The 16387-nt window shown below is 32.0% G+C and carries 20 protein-coding genes; 8 read left to right on the top strand and 12 right to left on the bottom strand.

Annotation, left to right across the window (positions count from 1 at the left end):
• Positions 1–14: 14 nt before the first annotated feature.
• Complete coding sequence (locus tag FJQ98_RS19280) at positions 15–671, top strand: potassium channel family protein (protein WP_053595313.1); 657 nt, start codon at positions 15–17, stop codon at positions 669–671.
• 68 nt (positions 672–739) lie between these two features.
• Here FJQ98_RS19280 and FJQ98_RS19285 read toward each other — a convergent pair whose 3' ends face one another.
• The 3 genes from FJQ98_RS19285 to FJQ98_RS19295 form a co-directional block, all read right to left on the bottom strand.
• Positions 740–1309 (bottom strand): manganese catalase family protein, encoded by a 570-nt coding sequence (locus FJQ98_RS19285; protein WP_053595235.1) that lies wholly within the window; start codon positions 1307–1309, stop codon positions 740–742.
• Positions 1310–1511: 202 nt separating this feature from the next.
• Positions 1512–1775 carry a spore coat protein CotJB gene (locus FJQ98_RS19290; RefSeq protein ID WP_053595236.1) on the bottom strand — a complete coding sequence of 88 codons (264 nt, stop codon included), beginning with the start codon at positions 1773–1775 and terminating at the stop codon, positions 1512–1514.
• Entirely contained in the window at positions 1768–1995 is a 228-nt protein-coding gene (locus FJQ98_RS19295) for a spore coat associated protein CotJA (RefSeq protein WP_053595237.1), read from the bottom strand. Before FJQ98_RS19295 ends, FJQ98_RS19290 begins: the two co-directional genes overlap by 8 nt.
• Before the next feature lie 565 nt (positions 1996–2560).
• On the opposite strand from FJQ98_RS19295, the gene FJQ98_RS19300 reads away from it, so the two are divergent.
• Positions 2561–3448, top strand: a complete 888-nt coding sequence (locus FJQ98_RS19300; protein WP_053595238.1) for a hypothetical protein — start codon at positions 2561–2563, stop codon at positions 3446–3448.
• A gap of 158 nt (positions 3449–3606) precedes the next feature.
• On the opposite strand, the gene FJQ98_RS19305 is transcribed toward FJQ98_RS19300, so the two are convergent.
• The 5 genes from FJQ98_RS19305 to FJQ98_RS19325 form a co-directional block, all read right to left on the bottom strand.
• Complete coding sequence (locus FJQ98_RS19305) at positions 3607–4758, bottom strand: helix-turn-helix domain-containing protein (protein WP_201406512.1); 1152 nt, start codon at positions 4756–4758, stop codon at positions 3607–3609.
• Positions 4742–5455 carry a hypothetical protein gene (locus FJQ98_RS19310; protein ID WP_246494243.1) on the bottom strand — a complete coding sequence of 238 codons (714 nt, stop codon included), beginning with the start codon at positions 5453–5455 and terminating at the stop codon, positions 4742–4744. The genes FJQ98_RS19305 and FJQ98_RS19310 overlap by 17 nt, the downstream gene beginning before the upstream one ends.
• 202 nt (positions 5456–5657) lie before the next feature.
• Positions 5658–6212 carry a hypothetical protein gene (locus tag FJQ98_RS19315; RefSeq protein WP_053595240.1) on the bottom strand — a complete coding sequence of 185 codons (555 nt, stop codon included), beginning with the start codon at positions 6210–6212 and terminating at the stop codon, positions 5658–5660.
• A gap of 129 nt (positions 6213–6341) precedes the next feature.
• Complete coding sequence (locus FJQ98_RS19320) at positions 6342–7127, bottom strand: helix-turn-helix domain-containing protein (RefSeq protein WP_053595241.1); 786 nt, start codon at positions 7125–7127, stop codon at positions 6342–6344.
• 32 nt (positions 7128–7159) lie between these two features.
• Positions 7160–7381, bottom strand: a complete 222-nt coding sequence (locus FJQ98_RS19325) for a hypothetical protein (RefSeq protein ID WP_053595242.1) — start codon at positions 7379–7381, stop codon at positions 7160–7162.
• Positions 7382–7579: 198 nt separating this feature from the next.
• Here FJQ98_RS19325 and FJQ98_RS19330 point away from each other — a divergent pair, with 198 nt between their 5' ends.
• From FJQ98_RS19330 to FJQ98_RS19350, 5 genes are all read left to right on the top strand, one after another.
• Positions 7580–7792, top strand: a complete 213-nt coding sequence (locus FJQ98_RS19330) for a helix-turn-helix domain-containing protein (RefSeq protein WP_053595243.1) — start codon at positions 7580–7582, stop codon at positions 7790–7792.
• A 322-nt stretch (positions 7793–8114) separates the two neighbouring features.
• A complete protein-coding gene (locus FJQ98_RS19335) occupies positions 8115–8282 on the top strand; it encodes a hypothetical protein (RefSeq protein WP_201406513.1) in 168 nt (55 codons plus the stop codon).
• Between the two features lie 6 nt (positions 8283–8288).
• A complete protein-coding gene (locus FJQ98_RS19340) occupies positions 8289–8882 on the top strand; it encodes a hypothetical protein (RefSeq protein WP_201406514.1) in 594 nt (197 codons plus the stop codon).
• Positions 8883–8983: 101 nt separating this feature from the next.
• Positions 8984–9277 carry a hypothetical protein gene (locus FJQ98_RS19345; RefSeq protein WP_201406515.1) on the top strand — a complete coding sequence of 98 codons (294 nt, stop codon included), beginning with the start codon at positions 8984–8986 and terminating at the stop codon, positions 9275–9277.
• Positions 9264–10565: a hypothetical protein gene (locus tag FJQ98_RS19350; RefSeq protein WP_201406516.1), complete on the top strand. Its 1302-nt coding sequence runs from the start codon at positions 9264–9266 to the stop codon at positions 10563–10565. The genes FJQ98_RS19345 and FJQ98_RS19350 overlap by 14 nt, the downstream gene beginning before the upstream one ends.
• Before the next feature lie 386 nt (positions 10566–10951).
• On the opposite strand, the gene FJQ98_RS19355 is transcribed toward FJQ98_RS19350, so the two are convergent.
• Complete coding sequence (locus FJQ98_RS19355; RefSeq protein WP_075807263.1) at positions 10952–11587, bottom strand: hypothetical protein; 636 nt, start codon at positions 11585–11587, stop codon at positions 10952–10954.
• Between the two features lie 646 nt (positions 11588–12233).
• Here FJQ98_RS19355 and FJQ98_RS19360 point away from each other — a divergent pair.
• Entirely contained in the window at positions 12234–12860 is a 627-nt protein-coding gene (locus FJQ98_RS19360; protein WP_053595246.1) for an HIRAN domain-containing protein, read from the top strand.
• Positions 12861–13083: 223 nt separating this feature from the next.
• On the opposite strand, the gene FJQ98_RS19365 is transcribed toward FJQ98_RS19360, so the two are convergent.
• From FJQ98_RS19365 to FJQ98_RS19375, 3 genes are all read right to left on the bottom strand, one after another.
• Positions 13084–13812 carry a hypothetical protein gene (locus tag FJQ98_RS19365; protein WP_053595247.1) on the bottom strand — a complete coding sequence of 243 codons (729 nt, stop codon included), beginning with the start codon at positions 13810–13812 and terminating at the stop codon, positions 13084–13086.
• A gap of 284 nt (positions 13813–14096) precedes the next feature.
• Positions 14097–15014 carry a hypothetical protein gene (locus FJQ98_RS19370; protein ID WP_053595248.1) on the bottom strand — a complete coding sequence of 306 codons (918 nt, stop codon included), beginning with the start codon at positions 15012–15014 and terminating at the stop codon, positions 14097–14099.
• A gap of 48 nt (positions 15015–15062) precedes the next feature.
• Complete coding sequence (locus FJQ98_RS19375; RefSeq protein WP_053595249.1) at positions 15063–15968, bottom strand: head maturation protease, ClpP-related; 906 nt, start codon at positions 15966–15968, stop codon at positions 15063–15065.
• Positions 15969–16387 lie beyond the last annotated feature (419 nt).

Genomic DNA, 16387 nt, shown 5'->3' on the forward strand with positions numbered 1-16387 from the left:
GAGCGATGAGTACAATGACTATCAAACAATATGCTGTCATAGGTCTTGGTAGGTTTGGAGTAAGCGTAGCCCGCAAATTGTATGAAGCTGGTCATGAAGTTTTAGGAATCGATATTAATGAGGAAAGAGTCGAAGATGCCGAACCTTATGTTACACATGCAGTAGTTGCTGATACGACAGAAGAAAAAGCACTAAACTCCATAGGGATAAGAAATTTCGATTGTGTCATTGTCGCCATAGGTATAGATATGCAATCAAGTATTTTAACTGTCTCATTATTAAAAGAGCTAGGAATCAAAAAGATAATTGCAAAGGCTCTTGGAAAAAGACATGGGCAAGTGTTAGACAAAGTTGGTGCCGAATGGATTATTTACCCTGAAAGAGATATGGGGGAACGAGTAGCCAATCAGCTTCTTTCACCAAATATGCTAAATTATATTGAATTGTCAAAAGAATACAGTATAGAGGAAATTATGATTCCTGCTAAAATGGCCGGTCAAAATCTACGAGATTTAGACATTCGAGCAAAATATAATGTCAGTGTAATTGCCATAGTTCGAGATGGCAATATTACCATTTTGCCCTCTACTGAACAGATTTTAGAAGAAAGAGATATATTAGTTATGATCGGTCACAGAAAAGATCTTACTGTATTTTCAAATATTGAATAGAAAAAGGATTAGATTAAAATAGGCTGTGTCAAAAGGAAATTTTCCCTCGAAACAGCCAGCTACCTTTTTTAAAAGACTTTCTTGCTATCTCTATCGTCTTTTAAAATCTCTACAGCCTCTCTGAAACGTAGAGAATGGACAATTTCTCGTTCACGTAAAAATTTCAGGCTATCATTCAAATCAGTGTCATCAGATAAATCAATAATCCACTGATAGGTCGCTCGTGCTTTTTCTTCAGCTGCAATATCCTCATACAAATCAGCAATCGGATCCCCTTTAGCCTGAATATAAGTTGCCGTAAACGGTGATCCAGCTGCATTCTGATAAAATAATGCCCTGTCATGATTGGCATAGTGTTCTCCAAGACCTGCCTCTTTTAGCATCTCTGGAGTGGCATCCTTCGTAAGTTTATAAATCATCGTGGCAATCATTTCTAAGTGTGAAAATTCCTCTGTTGCTATATCGGTTAACAATCCCACTACTTTATCAGGAATAGTATAGCGCTGATTCATATACCGAAGTGCTGCTGCTAATTCTCCATCTGCACCACCATACTGCTCGATTAAATACTTAGCTAGCATAGGGTTACATGTACTCACCCTTACAGGATACTGGAGCTTCTTTTCATAATACCACAAAAATAATTCCTCCTAGGTACTCATAATCAATGATGCCTCGGCATCATTGCGTCCGGAATAGGCTTCGTGCTTGCACAAAGAACTCCTTTTTTTCAGCAGATGTTTCGCTACTAAAACATTTGTAGCTGACGCTTTGCTTTCGCTACCAAAACAATTGTAGCTGACGCCTTGCTTTCGCTACTAAAACATTTGCTGAAAGAAGTTAGACTTGCCATGGCCAAGGTGTATCAATCCAATTAAAAGGATAATTTGAATAACTTCTCCCAAAATTCATAAGCGGACCAAATTTTTGCTCAAATTCAACCTTCAGTCGCATACTTATTTCAGTGTTTTCGTTAAATTGTTGAATAGCATCATAATCGTGAGGATGAGTATCTAAATAAAGATTTAATTCCACTATGACAAAATCAATGGCTTGTATTTCTTCAAGTAATTTATAAAATTCTGGTGGCATTTCTTTACTCATTCTTCATCCCTCCTTCTTGGGGATTCGGATAGGGGCTAAATAATTGAGGCCATAACGTGCCAGATCTGAGAGCTTCTTTAGGGGTTTGATATTGTGGTAGCCCAGGCGGTTGAAAACCCATATATAATTGAGGCGGTGTAGAAAAACTTTTAACCCTTATAGGTGGACATGGATCGAATGGGCTAATAAAAGGCTTCCAATATTTATATTGCGTAAACATTGTATCCTCCCTTCTGTAATCAATTACATCAGTGGAGTATATGAGGTAAATTAAATCTTTATTCAAATATGAAGATCATTGCAGAACATTTAAGGAACGCACCTTATATGATTTACGTATCTTTGGCATGTTCTTATGGGAATGGAAGCAGCATTCGGACCGGTATTTAGTCAAAATTCAAATAAAAAAGGGCTAGTTCATAACGAACAGCCCCTTAACAATTGCTATATAAAGATTTTTTATTACTCTTAATAATTAGAATCTGTAGTTTTACTTCATTGCAAACTCAATAGATAATGGGTTGTAATCCCTTTATTTTAAAGCTTTATACCTTCTTTATGTACTTTTTAATAATGCAAAGTAAAGCATAAAATTGTATTGCTTTGGGGCTAAGTGGGGCTAGATTGGGGCTAATAAAAAATACGGCGAGCGTGTGTACAGGGATGCGTGAGTATGGAAGATTGAAGCAAATTAGCTTCAATCTTTTTTATTTATGATGATATCAAATATAATATACCCTATACAGTTAACTGATGTATCAATATTTATAGAGGGAGGAAACTGTTTGAAAAAGATCATGGGTGAGTATGCTTATCCAATAATAATTATTATTGGCTTTAGCATTCTCGTATTAATTAGCTGGTTGTACAATCAATTAAAAATAGAAGATGCTTCGATATTTTGGGCATCGGTTTTACCAAGTGCGTTTGTTGATGTAATAAGCTTGGTTGTAAGTACAATTTTAATTACTAAAATTATTGATAGGAAGAAAATCTTTAATGAAAAAAGTAAGCTATATAGAATTATTAAACGCCCGCATAAAAGGCTTATTAATTTAATATTGCAGAAATACAAGTATTTAATTATGAACAAGCATGATACCCATTTCACTAAGGATCTTCCAGAAAATAATTTTATGTTTCAAGACTTAGCCCCATACTTTAAAGAAAATGTTCATAAGGATTTTCAAAAAGATATCATTATTATTAAAAAAAATTACTTTGAACAAACAGAAGATGGTGTAATGTGTGAATATGTAAAAGATGAAGAAGTTATGAGACTTACACTGATGATTGAATATCAACAACAAATTAAAGATGTAATTAATAAGTTTATGAACGAATATTCTTCTATACTAACTACTGAATACTTAGTTATCTTAGTTGAGATAAAAGAAGAATTGAATTCTAATCCTTTGGGGGTATACAGCTTTTTTGGAGATGATGAGTTTTCACCAATTATTATTAATGTTGAAGAGTACATAATTAATAACCAGACGTATTTAGATTCTGTACTAAAACTAAAAAGATACTTCGATGACATAGATGTTCAAGCGGCATGGGACGACGAAAACGATAAAAATAATGAATGGGGAATTATAGGGATTGGCATTAGTATTTTTTTTATAGCATTTATTTTAATAAAACTAGGAAAATTTTTAATTAGTTTATAAAACGATTTCATTGAAGGCACACTAAAGAAAAACCAGCAAGGCTATTTAGCTTTGCTGGTAATTTTAGATAATACGGGATACTAAGCTTTCAAATAGTTGAGAAATATACGAAATACGATAATTTTTAACAATAAAGAATCTTAGGATGAATAATTTTTTTAAAAGAAAATAACGTTATCTTTGCCTGTATATTGACTGAAATACCCTTGTGGAAGCGTAGCTATTGCTTCAATATCATCGGCACTTAGTTTAGCTTCGTCACGTAGCTCTACTTTTGTTTTCACATTATGTGTATTGATTAATTCAATAGCCTCTTTCAATAAAATGGGCCTTTCTTTTAATAATACATCATCATAGGGCTCTTTTGTTCTCCATCCTCTTTTAGAAATTTGTTTCCACAAATAAGATGCTTGATAATCGTTTATAAGGTTAAGTTCCTTAGAACGATAAATCATGGCTTGGATAGAAACTTGCCATCTTCTTTTTAATAATAAATAGTAATCCATTGTATGGGTAACCAATTCAGTTGAAAATACTTCTGCAGGTAAAAGGAATGCAGAGGCAAAATGATTAGCTTCTTCTTCCATGCGTTTATAGATGTTTTTAGTATTAAATTCTTCTTTTGTAATATTATGATGTAATAGGTAATGCCCTAATTCATGCGCTAATGTAAATTTAATTTTAGAAGGTGATGCTTTTTCATTTCCAACAAGAATAAATAACCGATTTCCAACCCACTTTGAACATGCATCAACATAATAGTCATTTGAATCAATAGTACTTACTACTATTCCATGTTTTTCAAACAAATGAGTTAAATCTGTTATAGGTCCATTACTTAAATTCCATCTCTTCCTCATATTTAAAGCAATTTCTTCGATCTCTTCAAAATCTCTAGGTTTAAAAAAGCTCGGCTCTTTTTCTTCGATTTGTGGCAAATCAGATTGTGGGAAATCGACGATACTTTCAAGATAATTAAAAATTCTTATAACCCATTCTATTTTAATTTCATGCATCTTTTTTAATTTAGCCGTGGTACTTGCTTTACTTCTAAAAAAAACAATATTATTCATGTCATCATAATTTTCTTTTTCAAAAAAATAATTAAATGGGAAATCTAATGTATTCATTATTTTATATAAAACTTCAGCAGGTGGAATAGCCTTACCATTTTCATATTTGGAAAGAGTCTGATGATTATTTAATTCTATCTTCTCTGTCAATTCTCTTATCGTATAACCTCTTGCTTCTCTTGCTTCTTTCAATCTCTCTCCTTGGAAAACTTTATCTGTATTAACTTTTCCCTCCATCCTCAAGCACTCCTTGAGCAAAATTTTTAAATCTAATTAGTTGTTCTTTTTCAATTTCATTTTCTTTCTCTTTATCAGAACCGTCAAGAGCATATAGTTCTTTAGTAAGATTAATTCTTTCTACCCATCTTCCTTTTCCATTAGGTACACCGATATTAATAAAACTAACCTCACCTTCAACATGATTATGAGTTAATTCTAAATATCCCGGCTCCTCCTGTATTTCCTGTTTGTCAAAATGGTAATACAGTTGATTTTTTGTTTGTAAAAAAGAGCGATATATGGCTTTTCTTGCAGTAGTATGTTCATCCTTAGCTCTATTGATACATATAATTACATTTGATGTGCGTAGTTCTACATGATAGGCTGACTTAATAGAGTTAGGCATAATTTGGGCAGTAATGTTCCCTAGCGTTCCTTTTTTACATGCCTCATATAAAACAAATTGAACCGCTAAGTGATCTAAATGCCCCCTGTGCATCTTGCCTAAAGCCCATTTTAAAAAGGACACCTCTTGTATGCTAGCTTCAACAAGTTCATAAGCTTGTTGAATCATTGGCACAATAAATCTTCTAACTGATTTCGGAACTTGTGAATCAATAAACTTATTTAAATCGATTGGTACCTTAATTTCATCCACGAACATTACCCCCATTCTCTTTGCACTCATTTTACCCAAAAAATCATTTTTTGGCAACTTCAATACTTCTCAATTTTAAATCAAAGTAGAGGTTTGTTCTAATTTACTAATATATATCTAACTATTTAACACTTACAGTTTTAATTATGTTAAAGAGTAAACTCCTTCTAGTTAAAAACTTACTTCCAACTTAATCTTGGTTTGTATCAATGGAAGCAGTCACAATAATAGTTGAAGCTGCTCTCTGTTTTTGATAAAGTCAATTTGCAATGTTTTCATTAGTCGATGTTAGCGCATCGGCTTTTTTATTTTCCTCGTTTTTATCCATAACCTTATTTACGGTTTCAGTTATATACGTTAACACTTCCTCAAAGCTTTCTGGTTCCCTACCAAATTCTTTTGTGAATGTTTTTATGTTTCCTTCCATGGCAAAAGCATTCCAACCTTCTACGCTGTTTATATCAAGCTTAGGAGTTGCCCTACTTGATTGCTCAGATTCATTTTCAATCACTGTCTCAAATAGTTCCTGGGCGTGAATGTTAAGGGTATCAACCTCTTGTGACATTTCTTTAAACAATGGATAGAAAGCCATATCAATTAAACGTACTGAATCTTGAATTTGTAAAATAGATATACATGCTAGGCCCCGATCTTCATGCCAACCTTTATGTGTAATGTCATCAAGTTTATTTAGTAAACGAGCTACTTCATTCTGTACAGTTTTTAATTGAATCATTTGCGCTGATAATCCATAAACACTGTGGCTATTTTCTTGTACGACTGTTTCTAATATGTGTTGTGTATGTTGCTGCATGCTCTTATTCCCCTTTTCATCTATGTTTTATTTAGTTGCGACTGCCTTCAAAAGTAATTGTTTGTTACAATCAGACATTACACGCCATTCTTTAACCGTTACTTTCATTTGCATTCACTTCCTTTCTTATTAAAATGTTTCTGTTGGTCCATCTTTATCAGTTAGCCAGTTGTAGAAAGGCACTGTATGCACATTTAAAGGTTTTTGACCTATAGATGATGTATTTGTGGGATGACTCTCTCTACGTTGTAATGCCTTCTTATGAGCTCCTACGAATATGGCACGTATTGTTTTAGTGACTGTCAGTACACCTTCTTTAATATCTTGAGCCATTTTAAAAATGGTGTTCTTGGCCAATATGAATTCCTGAATGTTACTTACATTAGATGCTAGTACCACTTTATGTAGATCATCCTTAAAGTTATCTGGGATAGGTAATGAATGCATAAATTCAAATAGCATTTGTTGATACTCATTCATGAACTCTTTGCATGCTTCCCTATCGGCATGAGCCATGTTATAGGCTTCTTGTAATGGAACAACCTCACATTCCTCGATAGGCTCAGCAGGATCTTCGCATGTTTCAGATTGGCTGGGCAAAATAATATATATGTTTGCACCACGACCTCCCTTTTCCTTCGTAGTTTTCTGTTTCTTGATAATACCTAGTGATTCCAGTTTTGAAATAGCACGATAAACTGTCTTCGTGCTTATCTCCAATGATGTAGCAATTGTTGCAGCTTTTAAATGACATGCTCCTGGGTATTCCAAAGCATGACTAGCAAGTTTGAAAACGATGGCACGTTCTGATTCAGTCAAATCGTAGTAGTGTGTTGCCATGTGGTTCTCAACAGCCGAATCCATGTCGGCTATTGAATCAAATGTTTTGTAAGTTGCTAAGTATTCAAATGCCACCGTTTTCACCTCACTTTCTACTACCTAAGAAATTAATAAACTACATGGACCGAACCATCTTCACCGATTTGTACTGGTTGTCCGTCTACATCGTCAAAATAAACCTTTCCTACAAAATCAACATACTCCCAATCACCCAAATGGTAATTGTCACCATAGCGCTTTTGGAAATAAGCACGTGCCTCTGTTACATTCGAGAATTGAGGAAAATTCGCTTCATCCTCACGCGTAATTGTAAAACCAAAATATGTCATAGTGTTTCACCTCTCTTCCCTGCAGCATGTCGGCTATTTCTTGTCCATTCACCGACTAATCTTTGATGGTCTTCCGAAATTGACTATGTTTTATTGTCACAAATATACCATTGACTATATTTTGTTGTCAACTATATTTTGTTGTCATTTGTATTTTTATTTTATATACTTAAACTATCAATTAAGTGAGGTGTCTTAATGGGGATACGTGCAAAATCGAATTTGAAGAAAATTTTAGACGAAAAAGGAATGTCCATTCGCAAATGCGCCGAAATATCTGGATTAAAATTTGAAACTGTTCGTAAAATGTATAACGATGATGCTAAACAGTACCAACGTGATTCGTTAGGTGCGTTATGTAAGGCGCTTGAATGTGAGATTAGTGATTTATTGGAATTAATCGAGGAATGACAAAAAACACTCTCGGCTGATCATGCAGCTGAAAGTGTTTTTCTTTTGGGCAATATAAAAAGCAACTACATTTCTGCAGCTGCTTAATTTATATATTAATTATTAAGAGCATGTTTTAAAAGATTTAAAGATAAATGATTAAGATTATAATTTCATAGCTTCACGCTTACTCGCCCAATGGATTTCGTGATTTAAACAATAAGACATTGCGGTGGGACATTTTATAAATGTGGAAGAAGATAACAATTAATGTTGTCTGTTTTTTTATGTGTACTTCCAACTCATAGTTTCTAAAAATGGAAATATAGAGGGAGGTTGTAAGATGAAGATTTTAGATTGTGAAAATGATAATACTATGTTTGGGTCAATTAAGGTGATAACAGGTATTCAGAAAAAAGATCTGATAGATATGTTTAATCGATTCGACTTAGACGATTATTATGAAGATAATACTTGGATTGATGCTGACGCACTTTTTTTAAAAAAATAAAAAGAGATGAGCAATTTCTCTCAATTCCAATATGATAAAACTTTTTGGTTCCATCTATCCAGAACCACCCCATTCAACAATTTTAAAGAAGGACTACTTTCACTTAATGATAATTTAGAAAACCTTTGGGATTTGCTGTTTACTTTACAGGAAGGATTTTTACCTAAAGATGAATGGAATATTTTCAGAAAGTCATTGGAATCAGATTGTCCTAGCCATTTTGCTTCTTTATACAGAATGAAGGCCTCTGATAAGATACATGGCGGGCCCTTTGCGATGCTTATACGTGAAGTGGCATTCCACTCAGAAGAAATAGGGAATCACAATTATTTAGGTGTTCCAGAGATTATTGAAGATATTTGTTTTCCATTCCAAGAAAAGTATGGTTTTGATTTGTTAACAAAATTTAAGAAAGTTACTTTACCTTGTATTGTTAAATTTGAAACTACAGACGTAGAAGAGTATCACTTAGGAGTTGTAATTAATTTTCTATATCACAAATATCATAGTCTTGAGTTGAATCTAGACTGCAATACTTGTTTTGACGGCTATGGGAAAAGCATTCCAAATAAAGCTTTATTACAAATTGAATATCTATGAATAAACAAAACAGGATCTTATTTAAATATGGTTATTCATATAGAAAGTCACACTTATTGATCAATATATTTGATAACTAACAATAAAAGGGGATTTATTTTATGACTGAAGTCGACTCACCTTTCTTGAAAAAACATCCTAATTACGGACTATATAAATCAAATAAATATAAAACTAACGAAATACCTATAGAATTAATCGAACTTTTAATCACCTTATTCAGTGAAAAGAATGAACATCTAGAAGATATAAAACAAAAATTATCTTCTCTAACAACTATGCGTACTGATAAAAGTAACTCTAATAATGATTTACTAATAAAAATGTATTTTAAAAAGATAAAAAAAGAAAAAGCCATTTTATTATTTTTTAGATTTAATATTGGAAATAATTAATTCTTTTTATTCCGAAAATGTGTTTTTAGACAAATTAAATGCAATTTTCGAACAAACAAATTTAGCATACTATTTAAACAGAAGTGATTTAGGAAATTTAGAATGGGAATTATTCACCGGAGCTTCGGTAAGTTACCAATTTAACAAACAAAAATTAGAAAGATTTGAAGAAGCTATACGTATTTCTAAGGTTTTCGGAATAATAAGTTTAGCTATGCTAGTCATACTATCCCTTTCCTATTTAACAACATATTCTTTTTTATATGGATATTACTTTGGAGGGAATTCCGATTCTTATAGTTCTAACTTTGAAATAATACGATGGTTTATTCCGTTTCACTACAAGACTATAGCTTATACAGGAATTATAATATCTGGTTCTTCAGCATTATTAATGTATATAATTTACCTAATAACGGAAAAAGAATGGATAAAAAAAATTATAGCTATTGTAGCGCTTTGTGTTTTTCATGTCCTTCTTACATATTTTTTTGTTGCTAAATTAAACTTCGATTCAATATTAAATTTTTCAATTATCTGGACTTTACCTTTATCAATAGCTGGGTCAGTATTAATTGCTAAAACACTTATAGAGAACCCGTTTAAAATTATTAGTGGTTTTTCAGTTAGTATTATAGTTTCATTTTTAGTATTTATTTTTTTCCTGACGAAAATTAATGATCAAGAAGAAACTTTAGAGATATTATTGATTGTATCCTTTATTCTTTCTTGTTTGATTGTTGGAAAAATACCATATAAGAATACATTTTTAAAATTATTATTTATTATTCCACCAACCACACTTTTTGTAATAATGTTATTGGGTATGTTTAATATATATTTTCCATTAAAAAATTCTGTGACAATTACTATTTGGATAAGTGGTACTGTAATAATTAGCGGTATATCAACATTTTGTTTTAAAGATAAAATGATTGATTCTAAAATTCAATTCCCTAAATTAAGTGATTTTTTAGAAATTGGGCAAAAAATGATTCCTCTATTGTTTCTTAAGAATACACAAAAAATAACATTGGTTCCAATAGGTTTATTAGTAATTGGTACATATATTTTAATTCCTAGAATAAGTGTCTACGTTGCAGAAAACATAAGAGAACTAACTGAAAATAATAAACGTGGAATTGAAAAAATAGTTATTAAAGACGCATTGGATAATGAGTTAGTTATTAACGGTAATGTAGTCTCTGAACAAAATGGAGTTCTTTATATTTCTAACGAAAGATGGGAGTTAGAACAAATTAAAGCAAGTTATTACTATGTAAAATAATAACAAAAAGACTGCCCTCCACAATAATCAGTGGATAAGGCGGTCTTTACTTTTACTTAATTCGTCTTTGCAGAATTGTAATATAAAGACTAACAAGCAATCCGTTGTCATCGTACGATTCTTTAAATCATTTATATGACTTGCTAAATAACACTCTCTTTAACAGCCTGTGTTAAAAATGCTTTTGCCTCTATAAACATTGCTGGTGTACCTGATTCCAATTTGCCATGTTTACTTACACTTTTCACATTTTATAATTGACCACAATAAAAGAACACCTACCGAAGTAAGTGTTTTGATAAAAGCTATTCTATTGCCCACCCATCACGGGGTGGGCTATTTATGATTTATTTAAAAAAGAGCTCCAATTTACTAGACAAAGAAGCTTAAGCTAATTGATTTGCTTCGTGTTTTATATTAGAAATTAACTCTTCTTCTGATAAATCACCACTCACATAGTCACGATAGAATGAGCGTCCTGTTTCCACGTGCATATACCAGGCTTCCAGTAACGCTAAGTAAGTTTGATCTAAATGATTCAAATTACTTTGAACTCCAACATAACCATTTCCCGCATTAAATGTTTCAAAACGAACAGGATATTCTATAACTTCTAATGGTGCTATAGAAATAAGAGGTATTAACTTTGGGGTACCTTCATAATCGATTACGAGGGAATTTGAATAATTATCATTACCGTTAATAAGAACTTCTTTTAATTGTTCCCTAGAAAAAATCGGATTTTTTATTTTCGTAATACGGTGCGCAACAATTTCAAACGAATAATTATCATTTAATAGATCGGTTACAGTTTCATCGTTTTCAACGTTTTCGCCATTGATAGTTAAGGGTCTATTAATTCTTAACCAATTATCAGCCGCTTGAAAACTTTCAAAAAACATATCTTTTTCTTTGTCAAATAATTTAAAATCCTCTTGTTTTCTCCACTCTCCGTTTTTAGTTAAACGAAAAGTATCTTCAAGACCAAGTAAATACTTATAAGCGTTAATTGAAAAATACATATTATTTTCTCCTATTCCTTAGTTTCATGCGTCATTAATTAAATATGCATTTGGAAATTTGAACAGTTATTGTATTTATAGATATTCCATAATTCCCAAAAAACCTCCTTTAAATTAATAATACCTTACATTCTATTTATTCGGTAATATTTTCCTATCTCTATTTCCTCTCCTACCATTCCAGCCAATTATCTAACGATGGTTCACATTGAACTATTGATTGTAGAAGACTATCACGGTCATTAAGTCAGTTGTAAAACGGCACCGAACGCTATCTCTGTGTTTTGTTCTCCACAGATAATAAATTTGGTCGACTTATTCTTCAAACGCTCTACAGCCTTACTATATGTCCCTACAAATACGGTTCTTTTGATACTTTTAGCAAATTTCAATATTATTAATCTTGGAGATAAACAAAAATTAAATGAGGATAATTAAATGAACAGACTAGAACAAACTACTCAGGAATTACTTGAAGCTGGTTATACGCTTGAAGAAATTAAAGCAGCCTTTTGAGAAGTAATTGAAAAAACTAATCAATCAAAAACTATTGATGAGACAGATAACTAATCACAGTTGTCTGTTTTTTTGCATGTACTTTTTACTCTCATTTACCTAAAATAGGATATAAATGGAGGTCGTTAATGTGAATTGGTTTAAAAAATTATTCTCTAAAAAGCAAACAATTGATACACCTATTGAAAAGCAAGAGCCAGAAAGAAAAGATTCTGCTGTTAAGTTAAAAGTAGACGTATCTACAATCAACCATAATCAAGCGTCAGTTGAACACACTTTATTTACCTTTAATGTTGCTGGTGTAACAATGAAAAACGATAAAAATAAAGATATACAGCGTTCATTAACACGATATGGGAAATTGTATTGTGAAGAAAATAGTATAGATCTTTATGGAGGATATTCTAATAAAGATATTTTAGATTATGTATTTGAAATTCGTGAATTTGAAGATTTAGAGTTTGCCAATGATGAAATACAATTCATCCCAGAACCAACTAACGAATATGACGAAAATGCGATAAAAATATTGATTGATTACGGCAACGATGATGTAATCCATGTTGGTTATGTTCCGAAAAAGTGTACAAAAAAACTTAAAAATATATTAGAGAATAAAGAGATTTCTAATATAGTAGCTCAATACGTCGGAGGGAAAACCAAAGAAATTGAGTATGATTTTGAAAAAGACAAGGAGAAGGTAGTAACTAACTCTAATTTATCATTAGGTGTACAAATAGATATTCGTTATAATTAAAAGTCCTCAAAAAGCCACTCAAAAGAGTGGCTTTTTCAATAGAAATTTTTAGCAAAACAGTGATCGATTAAAGCATCTGATAGCAGCACGAGAAAAGGAATTACAAAGTGAATAAACACAAAAAAACAGGTACTCGATCTAACGAGTGCCTGGTCACTTGTTTATATGTGTTAAAATTAATTAGAATTTAAAACGAAGTACATTTCATTATTATCTTATTAGATTAGTTTTGCTCATATTCTTTACGAATATCTTCATTAGTTATTCCTTTTTTACTTTGAATATCTGCAGAAATTTTTGGGATTATCAAATCTCTCATATCACGAATTTCATATAACTGTTTTTCTATAGTACATGGGTGTCCAGTTAATTTTGAATAGTCTTCTTTCATTGTTTCAAAAATAATCTTATACCCTTCCAAACTATTTAAACTACTCTGATACATATCTATTAACCAAGCACCATCATAATTATTAAAATGAGCAGTATATATAGGTTTTGTTAAGTCGATTGGTACATTATAAGCTTTTTGCAAAGTAGAATTAATTAATGATACTGGTACATGATTACCCCAATTCCTAGCCGTAGTAACTCTATTCAAATCTTCCCTTTGATCTTGCGATAACTCAACATATCCTAAATTAAGTTCAACAGCATTTAACTCAATATTTTTCCTATAATTTTGATATGAACAGCCAAATGCTGCATGATCACCAATCAAATTGTTTAAATAATTTGATTGGTAACCTAACATTGCTCGAAATTCTTCATAATCAATGGAAGTAATAATTTGTTGTTGGTCTCCAATCAAATTTTTCTCTTCTATATATCTACCTAGTTTATTTATTAACCTTTCATAAACCTCTAAATTATTATAAGTAAGAATTAATAAATGATTTAAATAATAAATAAAATCTGAAGCATCTTTAAATGTATATCCTTTCAAACTCAAAACCATCACCCTTTATATTTTTCCTATATTATACATTAACAGTTCAAAGCGGGTACTTGAATTCTACAATTATTTTTACCTATTTCGAGCTTCATTTCACCCTTTTTGACAATTACGCTTATATTTATACCTTTTCATCATTAAAAACGTTGTACGGGCTTCCTACTCATTAAAAACCCATATATAAACTTCATTTATAAACCTTGGCACACTTAACCATTTGAAAAGACCACTCATAAAGAGTGGCCCTGTCAAACTAAATAGAGTTACAAGCGAACCTGTCATTATCTTTCCGAGCTAATTGCACCACTTTCTACTAAACTCTCTATATCTTCTGGTTTAAATCGTTTTAAATCATATGTTGTTAATACATTGCCTATTTTGTATTGATCACCATTGTGTCGAATACCTCGATTTACATAATAGATTAATTCATTACTTGGATTTGATACTATGTGATGGTATTTCTGACAGAATTCTGTGAAAGTACCACTTTGTTCATCATTTAACCACATCGCTATAAATCGGGTTTCTGGATAATTGTGTAGTTTGTGTTGTTTAGTCTCTTTAATATATTGACGAGCTTCATAAGTAACGATGGCATCCACCAGTTGAGTATCAGTATTCACACGTTTTAGTATAGTTTCTAATTCTGGCTGTTGAGTGGCCATGTACTTTTCACGTGAGACTTGTTCTTTATAAGACGTTAACTGCTGAATTAAACTATCTAACATATCCAACCCTTTTTGCACAGGTGAAGAGTCGAACACAATATTATTAAATGAATTGACTAATGTTAAGAATTTTTGTTTTTCATCTACACTGATATCCGTTTCTTGTTTTGCTAAAACGTCTAGTTTCATTTGAACAGCCATTTTCTTTGCAGTTACATTCGTTAATTCCTCTTCTAATTCAGTAGCTCTCTTATGATCGCCTTTAATTTCTTTTACCGCTAAATCTTGCGCTAATTTTTGCTGTTGCTCTGATAATTCTTCAATATTCCCCTTAATATCATCTACTTTATTTCTAAGATGAAGCGTAGCAGATGTCGCATTTTTTAATAAATCTTTAATTTCATCAATTACTTTATTTTCAGCATTTCTATAACGCTGTTTTTCGGCGGTTATTGTATTCATAGTTTCATCAAAAAAATTGTTTAATGTGCTTTTTACAACCTCTATTGCTTCTGTTTTTTTAGACATGAGTAATCACCTTTCTTTTAAAAAAATAATTTTTTCTGAACATATCAATTAGCTTTTAATTACAAATGCTTCAATTAGACCTTGAACTTCCAAAACCTCATTTGTAGTAAGATCATTAGTGTTGATCCCTTTTGTATTCAAATTTTTCATTGTTTTCATTACATTGATTGCATACTCACCTTCTTCACGGCTATATGAAGGAGGGTTATTCTTTGGCAAAGAATTAATCACAGGTTTGTCTTTTAACATATTTTCGTGTGCCATTATCAGTTGCCTCTCTGTTGATTTAGAATCTTCTGTTGTATTGGATGCAGTGAATGAGCGCTTATTTGATAACTGATTTCTCATTTTTTCAATAACCTCTGGTGGTAATACACCATTCACTAAATGTGGTATGTTAATGCTTGCAGTAGCACTTTGTTCGTTTTCAAACATCACAGAATCGATAAAGCGTAATTCCAATGCTTGATGGGCATTCATCCAAGTTGTTTTATCCATCATGGACTTTAATTTCGCTTCATTTAAACCAGTTTTGGCAGTATAAGCATTCATAATAGACTTGTTAATATTTTTGAGAAACTCACTTGTATGATCCATTTCACGATAATCACCATGTACAGAAACACTTGCGTTATGAATCATTAATTGAGCCGTTGGGGACATTTCAACATGGCTACCGGCCATCGCAATTACACTCGCTGCAGATGCAGCCACACCCACAATTTGAACGACTACCTCTCCAGAAAATGATTTAAGTGCTGTATAAATTTCTGAGGCACTAAAAACAGAACCACCCCCGCTATTTATTAAAACGTTCACTTTCGTTGACCTTGTTTTTTTAGCAGTTTCCAGTTGTTTATTAATTACACCTGGACTAGTAGCAGGAATATTGAAGTAATCGTAAATCTGCTGCTCGCTATCTGAAATGATTGGACCGCGTATGTTAATATTCATTTTCTCAATTCCTTTCTTTACTTTCGTTTTGTATACACACCTTACTTTCGCTTTTATACTTAGATCCTTGCTTCATTTTTTAAAGCATTAGATGAAGTGCTTTTTTCAAAGTTATGACTTTTAGCTCCCACAGGCGAAAGCGAAAGTAAAATTTTTTGAATAAAAATAGACCACTTTTGGGGCTCGCAAGCCCCGCACGGATAAAAAGTCTCAGAAGGACCCATGAGCTGGCCGGACTTCTAATTGAACTCAACTACCACACCCCCTAATAAAGAAAAGCCCAATAACATACACATCGCTGTGCAGCTACTGGACTTCATGAGTCTCTAAATTATTTTCTTTTATATTTGTTCTTGGTTTTACATCGAACACAGACAATCTCAATATTAGGCGATTCTTTACACGCTTCATGTTGGACA

Source organism: Lysinibacillus agricola (assembly GCF_016638705.1).
GTDB lineage: Bacteria > Bacillota > Bacilli > Bacillales_A > Planococcaceae > Lysinibacillus > Lysinibacillus agricola.